This is a genomic window from Marinobacter goseongensis, assembly GCF_023156235.1.
Lineage (GTDB): Bacteria > Pseudomonadota > Gammaproteobacteria > Pseudomonadales > Oleiphilaceae > Marinobacter > Marinobacter goseongensis.
The window spans coordinates 22,123-40,283 of sequence record NZ_JAKZAI010000021.1 but is presented as its reverse complement, the minus strand read 5'-3'; the positions used below and the strand labels follow the sequence as shown (position 1 = coordinate 40,283).

Genomic DNA, 18,161 nt, shown 5'->3' with positions numbered 1-18,161 from the left:
GAATGCCGAGTTGCCGGCTTTGAAAAAAGTGGCTCAATACGATTAGGGCAAGTGGGTCGATTTAACGGCGCTTACGGACATCCTGTGTGCCTCAGTCCAGACCTTGGGAAAAATTGCGCACCTTGAGCAATTCAGTCCACAGTATTTTGATTACATTGTCGTCGACGAGTTTCACCATGCGTCTGCGCCGACTTATCACCGACTTCTCAGTTACTTCGCACCGCAGTTCATGTTAGGGCTGACGGCAACGCCGGACCGCACGGATCGGTCCGATATTCTGTCGCTGTGTGATGACAATCTAGTTTACGAGTACCCATTATTTGAAGGCGTCAGAGGTCGTTTTCTGGTGCCATTTCATTACTATGGCATTTATGACGACACGGTTAACTACGCAGAGATTCCGTGGCGTAACGGAAAATTCGATCCGAACCTGCTTGCTCACAAGTTGGCCACCCTTGGGCGTGCCAAACATGCATTGAGGGTGTGGCGGCAGCGTCGCCAAAGCCGGACATTGGCCTTTTGTGTGTCCCGACAACACGCGGACTTCATGGCAGCACAATTTATCCGGCAGGGGGTTGCGGCGGCATCCGTTCATGGCGAATCAGAGATGTCTCGGGGCGAGGCACTCGAAATGTTAACGGAAGGGCAGTTGGAGATCATTTTCTCAGTCGATCTTTTCAATGAAGGGGTCGACTTGCCTGCCATTGATACGGTTCTTCTATTGCGTCCCACCGAGTCGAAAGTTCTTTTCCTTCAGCAAATCGGCCGGGGTCTGCGCCTAAGCACCGGAAAAGAAAAACTGGTCATTCTGGATTTCGTTGGCAACCATCAGAGCTTTTTGCATAAGCCGCAGGCACTGATGGGAAAGGCCATGAACCACCGCCAGCTGGCGGATTTCGCACGCAAGGCACAGGAAGACAAATTGGAATTGCCTGATGGGTGCTTCATCAATTACGACCTGGAAGTGATCGACTTCCTGAAAGGACTTGATCAACGTGGTGCGGAAAAAGACTACCAGGCGTTAAAAGATACGTTGGGTCGTCGTCCGACTCTCACTGAATACTACCGTTTCGGAGCCAATCTCAAACAGACGCGAAATCAACACGGCAGCTGGTTTGGCTTGCTGAACGAGATGGGCGATCTCACCGAAATTGAAGTAGCTCTGCTGGCTGAACATGGACGCTTTCTGGTCGAGGTAGAGACCACTTCCATGACCAAATGTTTCAAGATGATTCTGCTTGAGGCATTTTTGCAGCTCGGTGGCTGGAGTAAGGCTCCAGAGATGCGAGAGCTTGCTTTCGCATCATGGCGCATAATCAAGCGTCGTCCCAAGCTGAATGGGGAGCTGGCAGAAGCAGTTAAGGATGTTGATGGACTATCTTCAAAGTGGCAGCAGTATTGGAAAGTGAATCCAGTTGATCACTGGACGAATAAAACGCCAGCCATATTTCAGGTTGACGAGGGTCGATTTGCGTCAGCTTTTGCAATCCATAGTGACCAGTTAGAAGTTTTTGAGTCGATGGTGCAAGAGCTCATTGATTTCCGACTGGCTTCACACGAGAACAGGTTGGACGCAAGGATTGATCCTTCTCAAACCGCTGATGTGACGCCCATAGCTCCAGTGGGCACTGAGCTACCCTTCTTCCCATCGCTAAAAATTGCTTGTGGCCATTTTCGCACCAGCAGGGTTGAGTCGGAAGAGTACCGCTCCTTGGGAGCAGGATATGGCCGCCTCGACTCCGCCCGACATTTTATTGCGAAGGCATCCGGTAACTCCATGAATGGCGGAAAAAGCCCCATCCACGACGGAGATTATTTGCTTCTGGAACAAGTGAACTCGGAGCAAGCGGGGTCAATCACGGGGCAAACCCTCGCCATTGAGCGGATGGATGGCGCAGGAGATACCCAATATCTGCTGCGAACAGTTCAGAAATCGGCGTCTGGCCAGTACATTTTGAAAGCCGCCAATCCGGACTTTGAAGACATTGTGGTCACACCTGAACTGCGCGAGCAATTTCGCACGTTCGCTCGCTTCAAGACGGTCGTCGATCCCTTGGATATGGCCATCGGGCAGGAGTTTCCCCGAGAAGAAATTCCTGACCTATTTGGAACTACTTTTAATCCAGGCAACTGGAACAGTGGCCACATATTCCTCAGGGACGCCAACGCCCACGTGTTGTTGGTGACGTTGAACAAGCAAGGGAAGAGTGAGGAGCACCGGTATGTTGATCATTGGATCGATGAGGGTACCTTCCACTGGCAGAGTCAGCGGGCGACTACGCCGGAAAGCAAGCGTGGACGGGAACTAATTGACCACCTAAAGCTCGGACTCTCGGTGCATCTGTTTGTGAGGGAAAACAAGCTCAGAAACGGCACGTCTGCACCGTTTACCTATCATGGCTCCGTTGATTATCAGAGCCACCAGGGCAGCGCTCCAATGAGTGTGGTTTTTCGCTTGGCCTCTAAGAGCTGATCTGCTGCGATCGCACTTCCTTAGCTGAGAAAAATTTAAAAGGTAGGGCCGGAATATTCCTGCCGCCAAACCCGCGGCGCTTTCCCGGTCCAACTCTTGAACGCCCGCGTGAAATTCGCCGGGTCCGCATAGCCCAGCAGTTCGCTGATGCTCTGGATCTCCAGGTCGGAGGTGGCCAGCAGGTGGCAGCTGTCGCGGCGGCGCACGTCATCCAGAATCTGTTTGTAGCTCAGGCCCTGCTCATGCAGGCGCCGGCGCAGGGTTCTGGGTGTCAGGCACAGCTTGTTCGCAAGCTGCTCCGGGGTGGGGTAGCCGCTCTGATCCAGCACCAGGTGCGCACGGATCTGGCGGGCGATGTCGTTGTCGGTTTCGGTCAGTGCGCTTTCCCGCTCGCACTGGGCCAGCGCCTGGGCCAGGCCTTCGGGGTTGGCGGTGGGCAGGGGCGTATCCAGCCACGCTGGATCGCCGCCCAGAAGCACACCGGCGCTGGGCATGTTGAACCTGACCCCCGGCACCTGGTGCTGGCGACGCTGGTATCCCGGGGGTTCGGGCCCCCGCAGCCAGATTTCCCGTTCACTGGGTTGCATCGGCTGCACAAACTCCATGCCACGCACAATGCTGGTCAGGATGGAGCTGAACATCATTTCCCGCAGCGGCTCGGGCAGGGGCACTTCTGGTTCGATTTCGAAGAACAGCTGGTTTTCGGTCTGGCGGACGGTCATCAACACACCGCGCCCCCGCAGGTTCCAGAATCGCTCCAGAATCGCGATGGCCTCCCGTGGGGTAGGAGCGCACATCAGGGCGTAGCCCAGGCTGCCGTGCGCGGTCAGGGGCAGGCGCAAGCCGTTGTCGAACCCCAGCGCGGTGTCGCCAATGGCTGCATGCACCGCAGCGAACACGTGGAGGGTCTGCAGGTAGGAGATGCGGCCGGCGGGGTCATCCAGTGCACCGGGGGGCAGGCCGGCCTGCTGCAGTATGTCAGCGGGTTCCGCGCCCAGCTCCCGCGCCACTTCTACAAACATGCGGGGGTAGGTCACGGGCTGGTTCGGCTGCTGGGTCCAGCCGGGCAGGTCAGTCGGAATGCTTGTAGGCTGGGTGTTGCTCAAGGTTGGCCACCAATGACAAGTGCTTTGTCCGCCAAACATCTCACGGAGGCAGGGCCTTGACCAGTACTCTGTAGGCCAGATTACAAGAAATCCCGAATTCAGGAGTCTGCCCATGAGCTCAGCCGTGAATGCCCAAGCCATTCCTTTGTCCGGAGGCAAGCCTGCCAAGTCGCCCTTGAGCGTGATTCCCCAGGTGCGCCGCCCGAACATCGATCTGGCGAACGATACGCCGAAATACTGGTGGGACAACGATCCGGTCAAAACGCTGCTGCTGGCAGCGCTGTCTGCATCGTTCCCACCGGGCGAAACCTTCTTCATTGACACCGTGCGCCACTACCAGGATCGTATTACCGATCCGGAACTGAAGAAAGCGGTGCGTGGGTTTATCGGGCAGGAGGCGCACCACTCGCGGGAACACAAGCTGCTGAATGGCTTCCTGGAGGAGCGGGGCATTGGTCTTGGTCGCCTGGAAACCGAAATTCAGGCGTTCATGGACTGGATGCGCAACAACTTCAGCCCCGAGCGGCAACTGGCCCACACCGTCGCCGTTGAGCATTTCACCGCGCTGATGGCGGAAGAGTTCCTGCTGAAGTATGACGCGCTGGATGAAATGGACCCCCGCATGGCCAAGATCTGGGCATGGCATGCTATTGAGGAGTCTGAGCATAAGGCGGTGGCGTTTGACGTCTACAAGGCCGTGGGTGGCCGTGAGAGTGTGCGGTTGCAGGAAATGCTGGTGGTGAGTGTGCTTTTTCCCGTATTTACCAGCATTCATCTGGTACAGTTGATGAAAGAAGATGGCCAGCTGGGCAATCTGAAGTCCTGGGCGGGTGCGTTCAAATACATGTGGGGCAAGCCCGGCGTGTTTCGCAAACTTGTGCCATCCTACCTGAAGTTTTACAGCCCGGGGTTTCACCCCTGGAATCACGATGCCCGTTCCCTGGTTGAAAAAGCCAAGGTGAAATGGCTCGGCGAGTAAGATCCCAAAACTCAACAAAAAAGGAAGACTGAATGACCGCTTACACCGCTGTTCTGTTGTACGCCGGATGGATGCTGATCCTGGCGCTGATCTACGCCGTGCCCCGTGTGCCTCAGGCCCTCACCGGCGCCAAACCCATTGATAGCTGGGAGCGCAACAAGCAGCCCATCGATGCGCCGATTCTGCAGCGGGCCAAGGCGGCGCACCTGAACTGCATCGAGAACTTCGCGGTCTTTGCGGCGGTGGTGGTGGTGGCCGGGCTGATGAACCGGCTGGAAGCGATCGGTGGGCTGGCTGCGCTCGTACTGTACGCGCGCATTGCCCAGAGCGTGGTGCACATCAGCGGCACCTCGTTTATCCAGATTCTCCTGCGGGCGACGTTCTTCCTGATCCAGATCGTGCTGGTGCTGGTGATGGTTTACCGCTTGCTGCTCGGCTGACCGAAGCGCTCCGATAACCATTACAGGGATTGTCCATGAAAGACTGCATTTTTATCACCGGCGCGGCCGCGGGTATCGGTCGTGAAACCGCGCTGCTGTTTGCCGCCAAAGGCTGGTTTGTCGGCGCAGCGGATCGGGATGAGGCGGCGCTGGCGGCGTTACGGGAAGAACTGGGTAACGATCGGTGCAGCACTCACGTGATGGACGTGGTGGATGAAGCCTCGGTGAAGCGGGGCCTTGCGGAGTTTGCCGAGCGCACCGGCGGCCAGCTGCGGCTGCTGCACAACAACGCCGGCATTCTGCGGGTGGGGCCGTTCGAGGAGATTGCATTGGCGGACCATCGCGCGGTGGTCGAGATCAACGTGATCGGCCTGATGACGGTGCTGCATGCGGCGTTCCCGTATCTGAAAGCCACGCCGGACGCTCAGGTGGTAAACATGAGCTCGGCCTCTGCCGCCTACGGCATTCCGGATTTTGCGTCCTATTCCGCCAGTAAGCACGCGGTACGGGCCATGACGGAGGCGCTGGATATTGAGTGGGAGCCTCACGGTATCCGCGTGTGCGATCTGATGCCGCCGTTTGTCAGAACCGCCATGGTGCAGCAGAACGAGCACAGTTCCCGGCTGTTCGAGCGCCTGGGGGTGAATCTGACACCGGATCTGGTGGCAGCTCAGGTCTGGGCGCAGGTGGAACAGCCGCGCCTGCATCGGCCTATCTCCCTGCAGTTCCGTGCGTTGTGGCCCATTGCCAGGTCGGCGCCGGCCTCCGTTACCCGCTCCGTGCTGCGCAAGCTCTGGCGCAAGTAGGATCTGCGGCATCAAGACGCCGGCGGGCTGACTTTGTTATTCTCTCGGGCTCTACAGGCACGGGGCTCGGGGGAATGACGCAATGCCGGTGATGGTTCAGGCGCTGGTGCCTGTTTTCGCGCTGATCGTGATGGGGCATCTGTTCCGACGCTGGAATTTTCCCGGCGACGGCTTCTGGCTGCAGGCCGAGCGCTTTACCTACTACGTGCTGTTTCCCGCCATGCTGGTCTACAAGCTGGGCCAGGCCCGCTTGCCCGCCTCCGCCTACGGCGACATCCTGCTGTTGATTGTGGCCATGTTGCTGGTGATGACGCTGGTACTGGCGCTACTGCAAGCGGTCTGGCGCTGGCCCGGGCCGGTATTCTCTTCCGTGTTTCAGGGCGGTATCCGGTTCAATTCCTACGTGGGCCTGGCGGCGGCCGGCATGCTGCTGGGTGATGAGGGGCTGTCACTGATCGCCATTGCCGTGGCCGTCAAGGTGCCGCTGCTGAATCTGCTCTGCATTCTGATGTTCTCGCTGACGGCGGGGCAGGGGCCGCTGCAGTGGCGGCCGGTCTTGAAAGCCATCGTGACCAACCCGCTGATCGTGGGTTCGGTGTTCGGTGTGACCTGGAGTTTCTTCCAGATCGGCTTCCATCCTTTGGTGGCCGGTATTCTGGCGCCGTTGAGCGATCTGGCGTTGCCCATGGGGCTGATGACCGTCGGCGCAGGGTTGCAGCTGAAAGCTTTGCGGGGTGCATCCATGCCATTTCTGGTGGCATCGGTGGCCAAGCTGGTGGCGTTCCCGCTGATCACCGCCGGGTTGGCGCTGTTGCTGGGGTTGGAAGGAATGTTAGTGCAGGTGGCTGTGCTGCTGGCGGCGCTGCCCACGGCGACGTCGTCCTACATCCTGGCGCGTCAGCTCGGTGGTGACGCGCCGTTGATGGCCGGCATCATCAGTGGCCAGACATTGCTGGCGATGATGTCGATTCCCCTTGTGCTCGGTGTGCTCTGGTAAGGCTTAAAGGGTTACCGGGTTTTCTCTGGCAGGCAGCTTAGCGCGTTGTCCGCAATACCCTGCAAGAAGTTCACGTAGCCGTTACGGTCGGATTCAACGTCTGTGGCCAGCGGATCCCAGGTGCTGAAGGTGATGCCCAGGCCGTTAGTGATGGAGCGCCACCACTGGCGGTTGAACTGGGGTTCGGTGAGCAGGCAGGGCTGATTGGCAGCGCGCAGTTTGTCCTGCACCTCGGCAATGTGGCGGGCGCCTGGAGACAGTTCCGGATTCAGCGTGAGCACGCCCTCCAGTTTCAGATCGAAGTGCCCGGCGTAACGGGTAAAGGCATCGTGGTAGGCAAACAGGCTGATATTTGCCAGCGGCTCAAGGCGATGGCGGATGTTGTCTTCGGCTTCGTGCAGTGAGGTTTCGAAGCGGGCGAGATTGGCATCCAGGGCCTCGGTGTCCGCACCCTCAAGCTGTGACAGTGCCCGGTGGATATCCTGTGCCATGTCCAGGGCCAGTGCCGGGTCGAGCCAGATGTGTGGGTCTTCGCCGTCGCCATGATCGTGGCTGTGGGCGTCGTTGTGATCGTCATGATGGTCGTGATGGTGCGCATCAACAGCCTCTGCTGCCGGTACCTCATCCCCGTGCATCAGCGATACCGTTCTCTGGCTGAACTCCTCACCGCCGAGCAGGCGCGACAGGAAGGTCTCCATTTCGGGACCCACCCAGAAGATGACGTCGGCGTTCTCCAGAGCCCGGCGTTGGGAGGGGCGCATGGTGTAGTTATGCGGGCTGGAGCCTGACGGCACCAGGCTGGTGACTTCCACATCTTCTGGTGCAACCGCTCTGACCAGCAGTTCGACCGGTTTGATGGACGTCACTACCTGAGTGGCAGCGAGGGTGGACAACGGGCTGAGCAGCGCAGCCAGTCCCAGCGCAACGGCGCTGGTTCGAGAAGGATTGGGCATGAGAGATCGGGCTCTGATTCTGAATTGATACGTTATAATATAACAATTGCATTCTCAGCGAAAGGTTGTGTGGCGCTACCCTCATGCGAAATTGCTCCCGGGCCGTTATAATGCGTGGCTTTCCAGTCGGCCACTTATCTACCAGGATTGTTTCATGACCGTACGTACCCGAATTGCCCCGTCACCCACAGGTGATCCACACGTTGGTACCGCCTTCGTGGCCCTGTTCAACCTGTGCTTCGCCCGTCAGCACGGCGGCCAGTTCATTCTGCGTATCGAAGACACCGACCAGGCCCGCAGCACCGGCGAGTCCGAGCAGGACATTCTGCGCGCCCTGCGCTGGCTCGGTCTGGACTGGGACGAAGGGCCGGACGTGGGCGGCCCGCACGGCCCCTATCGGCAATCCGAGCGCAAGGACTCCTATCGTCAGTACGCCCTGGACCTGGTCACCGCCGGTCACGCCTTCTACTGCTTCCGCACCCCGGAAGAACTGGACGCCATCCGCGAGGAGCGCAAGGCCCAGGGCCTGAACCCGGGCATCAAGGGCGATCTGGAGCTGTCCGAGGAAGAGGTGAAGCGTCGTCTGGACGCCGGTGATCCTTACGTGATCCGTATGAAGGTGCCGGATGAGGGGGTCTGCGAGATCCGCGACATGCTCCGTGGCACCATCGAGATCGACTGGTCCCAGGTGGACTGTCAGATCCTTCTGAAATCCGATGGCATGCCCACCTACCACCTTGCCAACGTGGTGGACGACCACCTGATGGAAATCACCCATGTGCTGCGGGGGGAGGAGTGGATCAACTCCGCGCCCAAGCACAAGTTGCTGTACCAGTACTTCGGCTGGGACATGCCCGAGCTGTGCCACCTGCCGTTGCTGCGCAATCCGGACAAGAGCAAGTTGTCCAAGCGCAAGAACCCCACCAGCATCAATTTCTACGAGCGCATGGGCTTCCTGCCGGAGGCGGTGACCAACTACCTCGGCCGTATGGGCTGGTCTATGCCCGACGAGCGGGAAAAGTTCACCCTCAACGAGATGATCGAGAACTTCGACATTCAGCGGGTATCTCTCGGTGGCCCGGTGTTCGATGTGGAAAAACTGCGCTGGCTGAACGGCCTGTGGCTGCGCGAGGATCTGAGCGACGACCAGTTCGTGGAGAAGATGCGCCACTGGTGGTTCAACGAAGACGCCCTGCGTGCGCTGATTCCGCACATCAAGGGCAGGGCGGAAGTGTTTTCCGATGTGGCGCCCATGGCGTCGTTCATGTTCGCCGGCATGCTCAACCTCAAGCCGGAAGACTTTGCCCACAACAAGCTTGAGGAAGCTCAGGTCAAGCGGGTGCTGCAGTTCACCCTGTGGAAGCTGGAGGCCCAGCGCCACTGGAGCAAGGACACCATCTTTGCCGACATCAAGACCCTGGCCAAGGCCATGGACCTGAAAATGGGCGACTTCATGTTTTCCATCTTCGTGGCCATCGCCGGCACGCCGAATTCCTGGTCGGTGATGGATTCCATGGCGTTGCTGGGTCCGGATATGACCCGCTCACGGTTACGCCATGCCCTGGACGTGATGGGTGGCTTCTCGAAGAAAGAAACCAAGAAAGTGGAGAAAGAATACGCCGCGTTGCTCGCGGAATAACCGCTTTGGTGAAGAACTAAACGGAATGAACAGTGAAGTTCAGAAAACTGAAAAAAATGGAGATTAAAGGTTGACGCCCATAGGGCGGATCCTTAATATACGCAGCCGTTGAGGGGCCATAGCTCAGCTGGGAGAGCGCAACACTGGCAGTGTTGAGGTCAGCGGTTCGATCCCGCTTGGCTCCACCAATTTCTAGTCCCCTTCGTCTAGTGGCCTAGGACTCCGCCCTTTCACGGCGGCAACAGGGGTTCGAACCCCCTAGGGGACGCCAATACGGCTTGACGGTTTAGTCCACCGGAAAGCCATCAAAAAAACCGCCTTCGGGCGGTTTTTTTGTGTCGGGAAGAAAGTTGATTAACATTCTCTGAAGCTGTTGCGGGCAGGCTCTGATCAGAGAGCCTAGCGAGAGGCGATAGCGCCTTTACCAACGCCTTCGTACGCCTTCACCCGAATGCTATCCTCCGGGAACTCCGCTTTCAGCTCACCCGCCATGTGCGCGGCAATCAGCTCAACCGTGGTGTCGGTGCTCATCATGTACACCCGCTGCTCCGGCAGGGTGAGCGCGAACTCGCCCTGATTGGCCTCGTACTCGAAGGTCACGTAGGCCACGCCGTGCTCGTCGACCCAGCGCCCGCTGACGTCTTCTTCCGAGCCGACATAGATGTCACACCATAAGGTTGCCCAGCGCTTCTCCAGGTCGTAGTCCCGCTGGCCGTTGCGATCGATGCGGATAGGGGAGCGGTGGCCGTGGGCGATGCGCTGGCAGTTGCCAAGGTGTTTCTTCAGGCCGTGCACATAATGGTAATAGCAGCCTTCGATCACTTCCTCGCGCAGGTGAATCTGCACATCGGTTACGTTGCCCGGCAGCACCGCCAACAATTCACGCTCCAGCAGCGCCGCCACGGCGGAGGGCACCACACGCTCGGCAGACAACCAGACAACGGCCTCATCCGGCCCGCGGTGAACAATGCGTGAGCCGTCGGTGAGTGTCCAGGTGAAGGTGTCTGGTTTTTCCTCGGTCCAGGCAACGCCCGCGTAGCCCCGGGGCACCACCAGGCGGTGGTCTACAAGCTCGTCGATCACCCGCTTGATGGTGCGTTTCACATTACTGAAATCGAACACCATGCCCTGCTCGTCCAGTTCACCGCCCAGGACCACATCGGCAATCCAGCTTTCACCCACCAGACCCCGGTTCGGATCCAGGTAGGCGAAATCGATAACGGTCAGATTGTCCACAAACAGGTGATTCATCGAGAAGTCCGAACAGGATGAGGTTGATTGATGGGCGGATTCTAGCAAAAATCCGGGTACGCGAGCAGTCTGTCGATGTGTCTGCGTTAATTTGCTGTCCCGTGGGAGGGCCACACCATAGACAAATCACCAAAGGCCAGCCATGAGCAATTCCCCGCATTGGTGCTGGCAGCCGGTGCCTCGCGGCGTATGGGGCGCAGCAAGACCCTGCTGGAGACCGGGCAGGGTACGCTGCTGGATCAGGCGATACGGCAAGCCAGGCTGATGAGTAGCCGGGTGACGGTGGCCACCGGTGCCGGTTATCCGCTGATGCGTTTTCGCGGTCGAGTTCAGCCAGCGTGTTGGTTGCCGGTGGCGGATTGGCGCGAGGGAATGGCAGCCTCATTGCGGGCGGGAATCGCCAGCCTGGGAGCAGACGCCCGGGGGGTGTTTGTGGTGCTGGCGGATCAGCCGTTACTGGAACCGGCCGCACTGATGGCGATGGGGAAGGCCGCGCGTTTCATGCCGGATCAGCCGGTTGCAGCGGATTATGGCGGCTGGCCCGGGGTGCCCGCCTGGCTGCCGCGTTGGTTGTGGCCGGATATTCTGGCCCTTGAGGGGGATCGCGGGGCGGCGTCGGTACTGTTGGCCGCCGGTGCCACCCGCGTGGAGATCCCCGGGGTGGCAGACGACGTTGACACCCCGGTGGACTGGGCGGCGGTCAGGCTGCAGCTCAGCCGAACAGGCCCGACAACCAGGCAATGCCGACGGTAAAGACGCCCAGGCTGACCGCTAACCCCAGGGTGTAAAGCTTCGAGGTCGCGGCGCGCTGCTGCGCCACGAACAGATCGATGGTGCGCTGGGCGATGTCTTCTGCGGTTTCCCGGGAGATCTCGTGGGCTTGCTGGATGGCCTCCGATTGCAGGGTTTGCCAGAACTCGGTGTCGATGGTCTGTACGCTGGTGATGTGGTCCTTCAGCTCTGCCATGTGCTCGCCGGTGAAGCCGCTGTTGCGGGCCAGTTCCTTCTTCAGCTCGGCCAGTTCCCGGCCGAGGTTAAGGTTCACTTCGGCGGCGACATCGTCCCGCAGGTTGCGGGTGCGCTCATCCATGAGCTCGGAAACAGTCTTGAATTTTTCCTCAACAGCGGCGTCCTGTTTCTTGCTGGCATCGTCCAGCGCGCGCTTGAGGTGGTCGTACTGTTCATCAAACAGATCGCTCAGCAGTTCGTGCAGGCGGTTGTTGATGTGGGTTTTGACCGCCGAGCGGGCAATCTGCTCGACCAGGTCGTCTTCGGCCTCGGCTTTTACCTCCGGCTCTTTGGCGACCACAATAGGCTCCCCGGAGATCGCGCCCTGGGTCACATCGCTGTCGAGCTGGTCCAGCACCAGGCTCAGGCCTTCGGTCTGGGGTGGTTTGGTGAGGATGTTGTAGACGCCAAAATTGCGGGCTTCCTCCATGAACGACGACGACTTCTTCGAGGTGCACATAATGATGGGGATGCCGGCTGTGGTGGGATTGCCTTTGATGGCCTTGGTGGCTTCTACACCGTTCATGCCGGGCATCAGGTGGTCCATGAAAATCACGTCCGGACGCTGGTTGCTGTTGAGGAAATCCAGAGCTTCTTCCGCAGAACCCGCCATATTGACTTCCATGTCCCGGTTTTCCAGCAGTTTGCTCAGGGCAAATCGCGCTACCTTAGAGTCGTCTACCAGAAGTGCGTTCTTGATCGCCATGTCACAACCTCAACCTGTCAGGGCTTTGCGTTCATTATCGGGCTGATGACTTACCAGCCTTCCAGTTGCGGGCACTGGGTGGCCCGGTAACTCTTGTCCCGATAACACACACCGGGTTCTGTGGTGCGGGCGGTGAAGACTTCACCGGCCGCGGTGGTCAGGCGGACCTGGCCGTAGGGTTCGCCGAGCTTGAAGGTGGCTTCGATGGAGCTGCCGTTGGGGTTGCGTAGCAGGCCCTTGCCGTGGAACTTGCCTTCAATGTATTCGCCTTCGTATTTTTTGCCGTCGGCAAATACCTCAGCACCGTTGCCGTGAAAATCACCGTTGGAGAACTCGCCGTCGTAATGCCGTCCATCGGGGTAGGTCAGGCTGCCGCTGCCGTGGAACTCATCATTGCGGAAGCCGCCCACGTAAAGCATGCCATCAGCGGTGGTCATGGATCCGTGACCGTTCAGCCGGCCCTCTGCCCACTGGCCGGTGAGGATGTCGCCGTTCTCCAGGGTGAGGGTGCCCTGGCCGTGAAACTGGTCGGCGAGGAACTGGCCGGTGTAGCGGTTGTTGTCGGCGCTGCGCCACTCGCCTTCACCCTCGCGGCGGCCTTCATTCCAGTCGCCGCTGTAGCGGCTACCGTCGGCGTACCAGGCGGTGCCTTTGCCGTGGAACTGACCATCGACAAAATGCCCTTCATAGCGCAGACCGTTGCTGTCTTTGTAGTTGCCGTCGCCGGTGCGCACGCCGCCAATCCAGGTGCCATCGCGGAAATTGACGGTGGTGTAGGCCTCCAGCTTGCCCATCAGGGTTCTGTTCTGGCCAGCCTCCATGGCGACGGTCTGGCTCCAGGGTTTGAAGCCGTCTTTACTGATGGTGACCTCATAGCGGCCCGGATCCAGTTCCAGGTCGAGGCGGGTGGCGCCGTATTGCCGGCCATTGATGGTGACCTTGTCGCCCACCACATTCGAGCGTAGCACCAGTTTCCCGGTGCTCGGGGGCGGTGCCACGGGTTCCGGGGCGACGTCGGTGCGGGTGTTCATAGCGGAGGGTGGCTCGGCCCGCGCAACCACCGTCGGGTTTTCCGGCATCGGAGAAATCGAGAAGGGCTCGGCAGTGATCGCCTCGCGGGGCGCGTCTACGGTAACCGGAGTGTCCTGTGGCGACTCATACAACTGCTCGGGTTCCGGGGCAGGCCGGGACTGTGTCGGAGCTTCGGCGCTGAACGCGTCAACCAGCGGCTTGTCCTCGCGCACCGAGGCAAACCCTGCCGTGACCAATAGCATGAGGGCCAGTGCGTTGATGAACAGAAGGGGTCTGAAATCGACCATGGGAAACCTCGCATTCCTGCATTCCGGACGCCATCATATTAACCAGTGAATGCAACGTTATGTAACAGAAAGTGTCTGAACTTAACGAGAATGCAGGCCGTATCACACTTTGGCCGGAAGCTGGTCATGATTGAGCTGTTCCCAGGAGCGCATATACACGTCGGCTTCATATTCATAGGGTGAGCGGAACGGGGTCAGCACAAAATCGAACACCAGAAAGAAGAAGCCCACAGAGGCCCAGGCAATGGCCAGGGTGCTCAAGGTGGTTGCCTGAACTTCGGGGTTGGATTCCACGAAGTTCTGCAGCATGGGGATGAGATCCGAGGCCATGACCACCGGATTGAAGCTGGAGAGCACAAAGGGCACCCAGAAGGCGATAAACACCGGGAAAAAGCCGAACGACCAGAGAATTCTCCGCAGCAGGTAAACGGCTGCTTCCCGCCAGTAGCGCTGCCGAACCTCCGGCACCTTGCGGATCTGCTCGATATAGCGGCGGCGCTCGGCCCACCAGGCAGCAACTTCCGGAGCCTGAACGGAACCCTTTTTCGGGGTGGTATGGCTGTCTGCAATGGTCATGGATTCGGGCGCTACCTTCTGGTTACAGGACGGATGCATGATAATCGATAGACCGTGTTACCCTACAACTCTCAATTTGTTAACGACAGGATAGACTGAATGGCCGCTGTGATCGACAACGCAACCCATCCTGCTTTTGAGAAGCTTCGCAGCCACCAGATCGGCACGCTGAATGTCACCGTGGAAGAGTACCGCCACCGCAAAACCGGGGCGCGACACCTGCATCTGGCCGCCGATAATGATGAGAATGTTTTCTTTGTGGCGCTGCGAACCTTCCCGATGGATTCGACCGGCGTGGCCCACATTCTGGAGCACACGGCGCTGTGCGGCAGCGAGCGTTACCCGGTACGCGATCCGTTTTTCATGATGATCCGCCGTTCACTGAACACTTTCATGAACGCCTTTACCAGCAGCGACTGGACGGCCTATCCGTTCGCCAGCATGAACCGCAAGGATTTTGACAACCTGCTGTCGGTGTATCTGGATTCGGTATTTTTCTCCAAGCTGGATCCGCTGGATTTCGCCCAGGAAGGCCATCGCCTGGAATTCGACAAGCCGGAGGATCCGTCAACGGATCTGGTCTACCGCGGCGTGGTCTATAACGAGATGAAAGGGGCGATGAGTTCCGCCACCTCCCAGTTGTGGCAGAACCTGTCGAGCCACCTGTTTCCGACCACCACCTACCACTACAACAGTGGCGGTGAGCCGGACCACATTGTGGATCTGGAGTACGAGGATCTGGTGAAGTTTTATCGTCACCATTACCACCCCAGTAACGCCATCTTTGCCACCTACGGTGACATTCCCGCCCATGAGCACCACGAACGCTTCGAGGAGCTGGCGCTGAAGCGCTTTGATCGGCTGGACATTGAATTGCCGGTGCGGGACGAGAAACGTCTGTTTGCGCCGGTGAGGGTGGAGCAGGGTTACGCCGTCAACGAGGGCGAACCCACCGACCATAAAACCCACATCGTGATGGGCTGGCTGCTGGGCCACAGCTTTGATCTGCAGGAAAACCTGGAGGGCCAGTTGCTCTCTGCGGTTCTGCTGGAGAACAGTGCGTCGCCGTTGATGCGGGCTCTGGAAACCACTGATATCGGCCATTCGCCATCGCCCATGTGCGGTCTGGAGGACTCCAACCGCGAGATGACGTTTGTGTGCGGTATTGAAGGCAGCGAGCCGGAGCAGCGCAAGGAACTCGAAGCGCTGATCGAAGAAACACTACAGAAGGTGGTCGAGGAGGGGGTCAGCGAAGATCGCCTGGAAGCCATTCTGCACCAGCTCGAACTGCACCAGCGGGAAATTGCCGGCGACCAGTTCCCCTATGGCCTGCAACTGATCATGAGCGCCATTTCGCCGATGGTCCACGGCGGAGATCCGGTGGAGCTGCTGGACCTGGAGCCGGTGCTGGCGCACATGCGTGAGAAGATCCGTGATCCCCAGTATGTGCCGGGGCTGATTCGCAGTAAGCTGCTGGAGAATCCCCATCGGGTCACACTGACGTTGCGTCCTGACGAGAAGCTGGAAAGCCACCGTCAGCAGGCCATTCGCGAGGCCCTGGCACGGCGCAAAGCCGCGCTGACCGATGACGAGGTGCGCCAGATCGTCGAGCGGGCGCAGGCGCTGGAAGAACGACAACAGCGCAAGGACGACGATTCCATCCTGCCCAAGGTGGATCTGTCTGATGTGCCTCTGCAGATGCCGGAGCCGGAAAGCCGCTACGACGGCGACATCGCCGCAACGGTGTTTGCCCGTGGCACCAATGGTCTGGTTTACGAGCAGGTGGTATTGCTGGTACCGGCACTGACCGAAGAAGAGCTGTTGCTGCTGCCGTATTACACCACGTTGATTCCAGAGGTGGGCTGCGGCGATCTTGATTACCTCCAGATGCAGGACCGCATTTCCGCCGAATCCGGCGGTATCAGCGCATCCTTTTCCGCCAAGGGGCGGATTGATGACGTCCAGGACCTGACCGGTTACCTGATCTTCAACGGTAAGGCGTTGGCTCGCAATCGCAGTGCGCTGACCAGGCTGCTTAACGACGTTTTCCACGGGGCCCGTTTCGATGAAACCGAGCGGGTGCGTGAGCTGGTGGCGCAGATTCGTGCCCGTCGCGAACAGGCCGTCACCGGCAGTGGTCATGGCCTGGCCATGGGGGCTGCGTCTCAGGGTATGAGCCCGGGCGCCTGGCTTTCCTTCCGCATCGGTGGTCTGGAAGCCATTCGTGGCACCAAAGCCCTCGACAAAGCGTTGAACGATCCGGCGGAGCTGCAGGCGTTCTGTGATCGTCTGGCGGCGCTGCATGAGAAAGTTCGCCAGCAGGCCCGTGAATTCCTGGTGATCGGCGAGCAGGATCAGCTCGACCCGATGCTGGACGATCTCAAATCCTGCTGGGAGCCGGTAGCCGCAACCGCGGGGGAGCCCTGGAAGATGGCACCGGTGAACTACGCCACCCGCGAGGCGTGGGTGACCTCGACTCAGGTGAATTTCTGCGCCAAGGCCTACAACACCGTGGCGGTGGATCATCCCGACGCGGCGGCATTGACGGTATTGGGCGGCTTCCTGCGCAACGGGTACCTGCACCGGGCGATCCGTGAAAAAGGCGGCGCCTACGGTGGTGGCGCCGGACAGGACAGCGTGAACGGCGCGTTCCGGTTCTTCTCGTACCGCGACCCGCGCATGGAGGAAACCCTTGAGGATTTCGACAACGCGCTGCTCTGGTTGCAGGAAGCCGAACACGATCCGCAGGAGCTGGAGGAGTCTATTCTCGGTGTGGTGGGGCAGCTGGACCGGCCGCGTTCACCGGCCGGTGCTGCGCGCCATGCCTTCCACAACAAGCTGTTTGGTCGCACACCAGAGCAGCGGGCCACGTTCCGTGAGCGGGTGTTGGCGGTGACAATGGAGGACCTGAAACGGGTGGCGAGCCAGTGGCTGGTGCCGGAGAAGGCCAGTGTTGCGGTGGTAACCAGCCCGGAAAACCGGGCCAGGGCGGAGGCGCTGGGGCTGGCCATCCAGGAGCTGTGATCCGCCCCTGAACCGCCGGCCCAACGAGTCAGCGGTTACGTTTCAACCCGGTGGCGACCATGATCCGGGTTGAAATCTCTTCCACGGAATAGGCCGTGGTGTTGAGGAAGGGAATCCGCTCACGGCGATACATCAGCTCAATCTCCTCGATCTCGTGCATGCACTGCTTCATGGAGGAATAGCGTGAGTTCGGCTTCCGTTCATTCCGGATGGTGGCCAGGCGCTCCGGCTCAATGGTCAGCCCAAAGATTTTCTCCTTGTGGGGTTTCAGGGCCCCGGGCATCTGCTGGTCTTCCAGGTCTTCCTCGGTAATCGGGTAGTTCGCGGCTTTCACCCCATATTGCAGCGCCAGGTAAAGGCACGTGGGGGTTTTCCCGCTGCGCGAGGCGCCCACCAGAATCAGATCTGCCTCGTCGTAGTGGCGAGTGCGCGCGCCATCATCGTTGTCCAGGGCGAAGTTAACCGCCTTGATGCGGCGCTCGTAACTGCCTTCGTTGCTGATGGCGTGGGATTTACCCACCGAGTAGGACGACGATGACTGCAGTTCCTGCTCTAGCGGATTCAGGAAGGTGCCGAAAATGTCCACCATGAATCCGTCAGCGGTGGAGATAATGTCACGGATGTCGCCGTTCACGATGGTGTCGAAAACCAGCGGTCGACTCTGGTCGGTTTCCGATGCCTTGTTGATGCGCTTGACCATGTCACGCGCCTTGCCCTGATCGTCGATGTAGGGCACGGTCACGCGCTCAAAATCGATTTTTTCAAACTGGGCCAGCAGGCTGTTGCCGAGGGCTTCGGCGGTCAGGCCGGTGCCGTCAGAGATAAAGAATGCAGTTCGTTTCATGGTAGTTCGTCCGGCTCCGGATTCGACGGGTACCCTAGGT

At 59.3% G+C, this 18,161-nt stretch carries 15 protein-coding genes and 2 tRNA genes; 10 read left to right on the top strand and 7 right to left on the bottom strand.

Translation table 11 applies throughout. The annotated features are described in order from the left end of the window. Positions 1-79 precede the first annotated feature (79 nt). A complete protein-coding gene (locus MLC70_RS15770) occupies positions 80-2,473 on the top strand; it encodes a DUF3427 domain-containing protein (protein ID WP_345799563.1) in 2,394 nt (797 codons plus the stop codon). A 35-nt stretch (positions 2,474-2,508) separates the two neighbouring features. Here the strand turns inward: MLC70_RS15770 and MLC70_RS15765 are convergent, their stop codons facing one another. Continuing rightward, positions 2,509-3,579 carry an AraC family transcriptional regulator gene (locus MLC70_RS15765; RefSeq protein WP_248185317.1) on the bottom strand — a complete coding sequence of 357 codons (1,071 nt, stop codon included), beginning with the start codon at positions 3,577-3,579 and terminating at the stop codon, positions 2,509-2,511. Positions 3,580-3,691: 112 nt separating this feature from the next. On the opposite strand from MLC70_RS15765, the gene MLC70_RS15760 reads away from it, so the two are divergent. From MLC70_RS15760 to MLC70_RS15745, 4 genes are all read left to right on the top strand, one after another. Continuing rightward, the gene (locus tag MLC70_RS15760) at positions 3,692-4,558 is read left to right on the top strand and encodes a metal-dependent hydrolase (RefSeq protein ID WP_248185316.1); all 867 of its coding nucleotides are present in this window, start codon (positions 3,692-3,694) and stop codon (positions 4,556-4,558) included. Positions 4,559-4,590: 32 nt separating this feature from the next. Next, entirely contained in the window at positions 4,591-4,998 is a 408-nt protein-coding gene (locus MLC70_RS15755; protein ID WP_248185315.1) for an MAPEG family protein, read from the top strand. 35 nt (positions 4,999-5,033) lie between these two features. Then, on the top strand, positions 5,034-5,804 hold the full coding sequence (locus MLC70_RS15750) for an SDR family oxidoreductase (RefSeq protein ID WP_248185314.1): 771 nt from the start codon (positions 5,034-5,036) through the stop codon (positions 5,802-5,804). Positions 5,805-5,886: 82 nt separating this feature from the next. Beyond that, positions 5,887-6,801: an AEC family transporter gene (locus MLC70_RS15745; RefSeq protein ID WP_248185313.1), complete on the top strand. Its 915-nt coding sequence runs from the start codon at positions 5,887-5,889 to the stop codon at positions 6,799-6,801. Positions 6,802-6,812: 11 nt separating this feature from the next. Here the strand turns inward: MLC70_RS15745 and MLC70_RS15740 are convergent, their stop codons facing one another. Then, positions 6,813-7,754, bottom strand: coding sequence for a zinc ABC transporter substrate-binding protein (locus MLC70_RS15740; RefSeq protein WP_248185312.1), 942 nt, complete (start codon positions 7,752-7,754; stop codon positions 6,813-6,815). Positions 7,755-7,908: 154 nt separating this feature from the next. On the opposite strand from MLC70_RS15740, the gene gltX reads away from it, so the two are divergent. From gltX to MLC70_RS15725, 3 genes are all read left to right on the top strand, one after another. Next, positions 7,909-9,393 (top strand): glutamate--tRNA ligase, encoded by a 1,485-nt coding sequence (gltX, locus tag MLC70_RS15735; RefSeq protein WP_248185311.1) that lies wholly within the window; start codon positions 7,909-7,911, stop codon positions 9,391-9,393. A 112-nt stretch (positions 9,394-9,505) separates the two neighbouring features. Further along, positions 9,506-9,581: transfer RNA gene (locus tag MLC70_RS15730), tRNA-Ala, on the top strand. A gap of 7 nt (positions 9,582-9,588) precedes the next feature. Next, positions 9,589-9,664, top strand: a tRNA-Glu gene (locus tag MLC70_RS15725). Positions 9,665-9,792: 128 nt separating this feature from the next. Here the strand turns inward: MLC70_RS15725 and MLC70_RS15720 are convergent. Continuing rightward, positions 9,793-10,644 carry a 6-pyruvoyl trahydropterin synthase family protein gene (locus MLC70_RS15720; RefSeq protein ID WP_248185310.1) on the bottom strand — a complete coding sequence of 284 codons (852 nt, stop codon included), beginning with the start codon at positions 10,642-10,644 and terminating at the stop codon, positions 9,793-9,795. A 162-nt stretch (positions 10,645-10,806) separates the two neighbouring features. Here MLC70_RS15720 and MLC70_RS15715 point away from each other — a divergent pair, with 162 nt between their 5' ends. Next, entirely contained in the window at positions 10,807-11,397 is a 591-nt protein-coding gene (locus MLC70_RS15715; RefSeq protein WP_345799562.1) for a nucleotidyltransferase family protein, read from the top strand. Here the strand turns inward: MLC70_RS15715 and MLC70_RS15710 are convergent. The 3 genes from MLC70_RS15710 to MLC70_RS15700 form a co-directional block, all read right to left on the bottom strand. Continuing rightward, positions 11,357-12,358: a response regulator gene (locus tag MLC70_RS15710; protein ID WP_248185308.1), complete on the bottom strand. Its 1,002-nt coding sequence runs from the start codon at positions 12,356-12,358 to the stop codon at positions 11,357-11,359. The two genes, MLC70_RS15715 and MLC70_RS15710, sit on opposite strands and share 41 nt — an antisense overlap. Before the next feature lie 50 nt (positions 12,359-12,408). Further along, positions 12,409-13,677: an MORN repeat-containing protein gene (locus MLC70_RS15705; RefSeq protein ID WP_248185307.1), complete on the bottom strand. Its 1,269-nt coding sequence runs from the start codon at positions 13,675-13,677 to the stop codon at positions 12,409-12,411. Positions 13,678-13,779: 102 nt separating this feature from the next. Next, positions 13,780-14,253 carry a hypothetical protein gene (locus tag MLC70_RS15700; protein WP_248185320.1) on the bottom strand — a complete coding sequence of 158 codons (474 nt, stop codon included), beginning with the start codon at positions 14,251-14,253 and terminating at the stop codon, positions 13,780-13,782. Positions 14,254-14,352: 99 nt separating this feature from the next. Between MLC70_RS15700 and MLC70_RS15695 the strand changes: the two genes are divergently transcribed. Beyond that, entirely contained in the window at positions 14,353-17,277 is a 2,925-nt protein-coding gene (locus MLC70_RS15695) for an insulinase family protein (RefSeq protein ID WP_248185306.1), read from the top strand. Between the two features lie 28 nt (positions 17,278-17,305). Here MLC70_RS15695 and ppsR read toward each other — a convergent pair whose 3' ends face one another. Continuing rightward, positions 17,306-18,121 (bottom strand): posphoenolpyruvate synthetase regulatory kinase/phosphorylase PpsR, encoded by an 816-nt coding sequence (gene ppsR, locus MLC70_RS15690; protein ID WP_248185305.1) that lies wholly within the window; start codon positions 18,119-18,121, stop codon positions 17,306-17,308. Between the last annotated feature and the right edge of the window lie 40 nt (positions 18,122-18,161).

Excerpts from the sequence above, each read along its gene's own strand:
- MLC70_RS15705 (WP_248185307.1), bottom strand. The coding sequence starts at position 13,677 with ATGGTCGATTTCAGACCCCTTCTGTTCATCAACGCACTGGCCCTCATG.
- MLC70_RS15745 (WP_248185313.1), top strand. The coding sequence starts at position 5,887 with ATGCCGGTGATGGTTCAGGCGCTGGTGCCTGTTTTCGCGCTGATCGTG.
- MLC70_RS15760 (WP_248185316.1), top strand. The coding sequence starts at position 3,692 with ATGAGCTCAGCCGTGAATGCCCAAGCCATTCCTTTGTCCGGAGGCAAG.
- MLC70_RS15755 (WP_248185315.1), top strand. The coding sequence starts at position 4,591 with ATGACCGCTTACACCGCTGTTCTGTTGTACGCCGGATGGATGCTGATC.
- MLC70_RS15740 (WP_248185312.1), bottom strand. The coding sequence starts at position 7,754 with ATGCCCAATCCTTCTCGAACCAGCGCCGTTGCGCTGGGACTGGCTGCG.
- MLC70_RS15710 (WP_248185308.1), bottom strand. The coding sequence starts at position 12,358 with ATGGCGATCAAGAACGCACTTCTGGTAGACGACTCTAAGGTAGCGCGA.
- MLC70_RS15720 (WP_248185310.1), bottom strand. The coding sequence starts at position 10,644 with ATGAATCACCTGTTTGTGGACAATCTGACCGTTATCGATTTCGCCTAC.
- MLC70_RS15695 (WP_248185306.1), top strand. The coding sequence starts at position 14,353 with ATGGCCGCTGTGATCGACAACGCAACCCATCCTGCTTTTGAGAAGCTT.
- gltX (WP_248185311.1), top strand. The coding sequence starts at position 7,909 with ATGACCGTACGTACCCGAATTGCCCCGTCACCCACAGGTGATCCACAC.
- MLC70_RS15700 (WP_248185320.1), bottom strand. The coding sequence starts at position 14,253 with ATGACCATTGCAGACAGCCATACCACCCCGAAAAAGGGTTCCGTTCAG.
- ppsR (WP_248185305.1), bottom strand. The coding sequence starts at position 18,121 with ATGAAACGAACTGCATTCTTTATCTCTGACGGCACCGGCCTGACCGCC.
- MLC70_RS15750 (WP_248185314.1), top strand. The coding sequence starts at position 5,034 with ATGAAAGACTGCATTTTTATCACCGGCGCGGCCGCGGGTATCGGTCGT.